At 51.9% G+C, this 2282-nt stretch carries 4 protein-coding genes; 2 read left to right on the top strand and 2 right to left on the bottom strand.

Translation table 11 applies throughout. The features are described 5' to 3' along the window. Positions 1-288 (bottom strand): hypothetical protein (locus BSF44_RS30235; protein ID WP_218194567.1); only part of this gene is annotated, 288 nt, incomplete at its 3' end. Between the two features lie 49 nt (positions 289-337). Further along, on the bottom strand, positions 338-1096 hold the full coding sequence (locus BSF44_RS29055) for a nucleoside deaminase (RefSeq protein ID WP_141250117.1): 759 nt from the start codon (positions 1094-1096) through the stop codon (positions 338-340). A gap of 472 nt (positions 1097-1568) precedes the next feature. Between BSF44_RS29055 and BSF44_RS30485 the strand changes: the two genes are divergently transcribed. After that, entirely contained in the window at positions 1569-1715 is a 147-nt protein-coding gene (locus BSF44_RS30485; RefSeq protein WP_172435420.1) for a hypothetical protein, read from the top strand. Positions 1716-1775: 60 nt separating this feature from the next. Then, positions 1776-2282 (top strand): LodA/GoxA family CTQ-dependent oxidase (locus tag BSF44_RS29050; protein WP_218194566.1); only part of this gene is annotated, 507 nt, incomplete at its 3' end.

The following is a 2282-nucleotide window of genomic DNA, read 5'->3' as shown; positions in this document are numbered from 1 at the left end:
ACTGAGCCGGGCGAAAGTTTCATCAAGCTGCTGGTTTCGGGCTTCTCCGGTGACTGAGTTAGTGGAAGAAATTTCAGAAAGTGCCAGTACATTTATATCGGCAACCATCAGATAGTCAGCCATGTCCGATGGTGATTGGGCCGTTCTTTTTCCTTCTTTGGCATTGCCTAGCCACTCGATATTCCACGAACCAATGCTGAGGGGAGTGTCACATCGTTCAGCCGCCAGTGCGGTCAAATTGATGGACAGCGATACAACTATCGCGAAAGTGCAAGTATAACGTCGCATCTGATACTCCTTTGAATGCACCATGTAGATGGATTTATATTTTAGGCGATCATTTCGTAGGGCAATAGTCGGGTAGGTGATCTTCACCTTCGACGCCTGGCACCTTATTAACGAAGGCTTGTGCGTTCGCTACGATCGCAGCATTTTCCGGGTAGATAGCTTTGTAGTCGCTCAGTTGTTTCTCGGCATCGCTAAATGCATTTCGGGCTTCGACCGTCAACAGGAAGTCCGTTATTGAAGGATTTTCCTTTCCCTGTGAGTAATTTTGAAAGCCCGCTTCCAAGGCCTTCTTCTGATCCAGATCAGAAGGTGAGTACTGATCGAAGACGTTCGGATAATTGATTTTCTTGAGCGCATCACGAGCGTGTCCAAAACCGGGATCCGCCTGCACATACACCACTCTGGAAACCCGGGTTAGAGTCATCAATCCAGTACACATGGCACATGGTTCAAGCGTGGTGTATACCGTGTAACCCTTGGCATATTTGCCAACGGACGGGCAATTCAAAAAATTTTGGATTAGGCGGACTTCTCCATGCTGGCTAGCATTGTCAGTTTTGTTAGCCGCATTTCTAGCCCAAAAAACTGGTGTCGAATCCTTGTCCACCAATATCGAGCCAATGTTGTGGCCTCGGCTGTCAGCTGTTATGGGGGCCTTTTGCCAATCACGGTAAACCACCGCTAATGCGGTCAAAGAAAGAATCTCATCGCGCTCGATCTGTTGTGCGGTGGGCATGGTCTCCTCGGCGGCTGCCTCAAGGGTCAGGCTTAATAAAACTACCGAAGCTAGGGCTTTCATACTGTTCATCCTGACTTCCTCGTGAATTGCTCCCGGAGTGCAAGAAATAAGCTAGAAGCAATTACAGGGGTGTCAAGGTGACATCTACTACTACAGAGAACGCAACGAATCAGATGAGTGCATTGCCAAATTGCTTTTCGCAGACTATCGAGGTTCTTCGACGCGCCGTCAAAACGGTGCGGAGGCAGGCAAAGCAAGGCCGTAAGGGGCCGTCCGGCAGTCACTCCAACGAAATAAGACGTTTTTTTTGGGCGGGGCCCACCCGGCTTGTGAAAATCCTATGCTAGGTTTAGTGAGTTCGTTGCACAAAACCCAAATTTACCGATTTTGTGCTTTCCCTAAGCGCAAAGTTTGTATGCCTAAGGTACGGATTCCAACAAAGACGTTTCTTAACAGCGTTACGACAGAAAGCACGACGCCGAGATGTTGGCATCTGTACCTACCGATTGGAAAACAGGTTCGCAAACCGGGAGAAGATCGAATGGCCAAAATTCCAAGCGACATGGATCCGACCGGCACTAATTTGCCAATCAACGAAAAGACATCAGAGCAGGTGCCACTGCATGCCAAGCAGTTACTGGACTATCGCATCAAGGCTGCGCAACGTGGCACGCCGCACTTCAACTAGACCCTAGTAAGTCAGTCTATCTGATGCGCTGACGCATGCCACGGAGAGCGGTAGAAGTCTATGAAAGACATTGCATCTTGTTCAATCCATCCCGCCATCGGGATCGCGCGAGTTGGTAACAGTCCTACTGGGTACTTTGTCGGGCCCGAGACGCCTGGAGTGGCCGTGCACCCAGCTGGGGGATACAAGGACGGGGCGCACGGCGACCAGATCAAGCGCCAAGCGGCGCGATTTCGTGTCTATGCCAGGGATGCCGACGGGAACGTGCTGGGGGAAATTACCGTCTCCGACGCAAAGATCCAGTGGCGCGTGACTCTTGCCAACAAGAAGGCGGAGTGGGACAACTTCGACGGTGGCAAGGGAGAGGAACTTCCGATCCATGAGCGCCGCCCCCGCGCCGAATGGCGAAACAAGGACATCTTCGAAGAGACCGCGCGTCAACTGCTGATAATCGCCCCTGAACCAGCCGTTTTGGATCGCCCGGGCGCTCGGCATGTGTTCGACGATGGGACGTTCATGGGCGTCAAGGTGACTCTCGGAGAAGCCCGCTTGGAAGCGGTGGGGCGG

The organism is Pseudomonas sp. ACN8, assembly GCF_002303925.1.
In the GTDB taxonomy this organism is placed as follows: Bacteria; Pseudomonadota; Gammaproteobacteria; order Pseudomonadales; family Pseudomonadaceae; genus Aquipseudomonas.
The sequence above is the reverse complement of the archived record's forward strand: the minus strand, read 5'-3'. Positions and strand labels throughout refer to the sequence as shown.